At 49.1% G+C, this 1034-nt stretch carries 2 protein-coding genes; one reads left to right on the forward strand and one right to left on the reverse strand.

All coding sequences use genetic code 11. The features are described 5' to 3' along the window. Positions 1-210 (forward strand): hypothetical protein (locus tag A3763_RS16230; protein WP_068509676.1); only part of this gene is annotated, 210 nt, incomplete at its 5' end. A 321-nt stretch (positions 211-531) separates the two neighbouring features. Here the strand turns inward: A3763_RS16230 and A3763_RS16235 are convergent. Then, the coding region (locus A3763_RS16235; protein WP_068760233.1) for an aminoacyl-tRNA deacylase at positions 532-1034 on the reverse strand (503 nt) is incomplete at its 5' end.

The raw sequence follows: 1034 nt of genomic DNA on the forward strand, positions 1-1034 counted from the left end.
ATGAAATTGAAAACCTTAATGACACAAGCAAGTGCCTTAATCGCCATGATGATGGTGAGCCTTGCCTCACTCGCTCACGAAGGTATGCATGCATCAGGGCAGGCGCACGTGGGCGAGAGCCATATGGGCTTAATGGAAGTTTCTTTGGCCGTGATGGCAATGCTAGCAGTTGGCGCATGGGCATTGAAAGAAGCTAAATCTAAGAAGTAGCATTTAGAGTCAGTCCCCGTGTTTCTGTATGCAGAGCCTTTCGTGGCTCGCATGCGGGCTAGCACGGGGAGTCCAGATAAGGGATGCAACCCTCTGCCTCCTCAAAGGTCAAAACATTAAAGACTATTCACCACCGAGAACACCGAGCGGCATAGGGCCTCCACCGAGAAGACATATAAGAGTTATTAAGGTTGATCTTTACTCTGTGCAGCGAAGCGCTCTGTGTTCTCGGTGGTTCAATGTGTTTACAGAGCCTTCCACGGCTCGCAGGCCGGCTAGCACAGGGTTGATCAGCGAGGGTCGGAACACTCTGCCTACAAACTAGTGTATTAACTGCGTTCTCGCCTCATAAAACTCTGTCGGGCAACTAATCACATCATTTTCCTGAAGCCCCATGAGCTGCATAAATGCGCCATGGTTAACATGAATCAGGTTATGGTGGTCGCCACTTTCAAAGTAAATACTAGGCATCTCTTCCAAGCTTTTATCCCAAACTACTGGTAAGCCATAGACTTGGCCTAGTGCAGGAACCGCACCTTCTTCGCAATCATCAAATAAGCTTTTGAGTTCACACTCATCGACCAAGCGATAATGCGAGGCCTTGCCCATATGCTGGTTGAGCAGATCAGGAACAAGCTGATGTGTTGCAGGTATGACACAGAGTCGGTAGTTATCGCCATCGTGGGTGATAACGGCTTTTGCCATTTGTTTGGCTGGCACGTTAGCAAGTCTGGCACTAGCTAAACTGGTATGAGATTCAGGGTGTTGAATGAGGTCGTAGTGCACGCCAACGCGCGACAAGTGAGCTTCGATTCTAGGAGCAA

The sequence above is a fragment of the Oleiphilus sp. HI0128 genome (assembly GCF_001635365.1).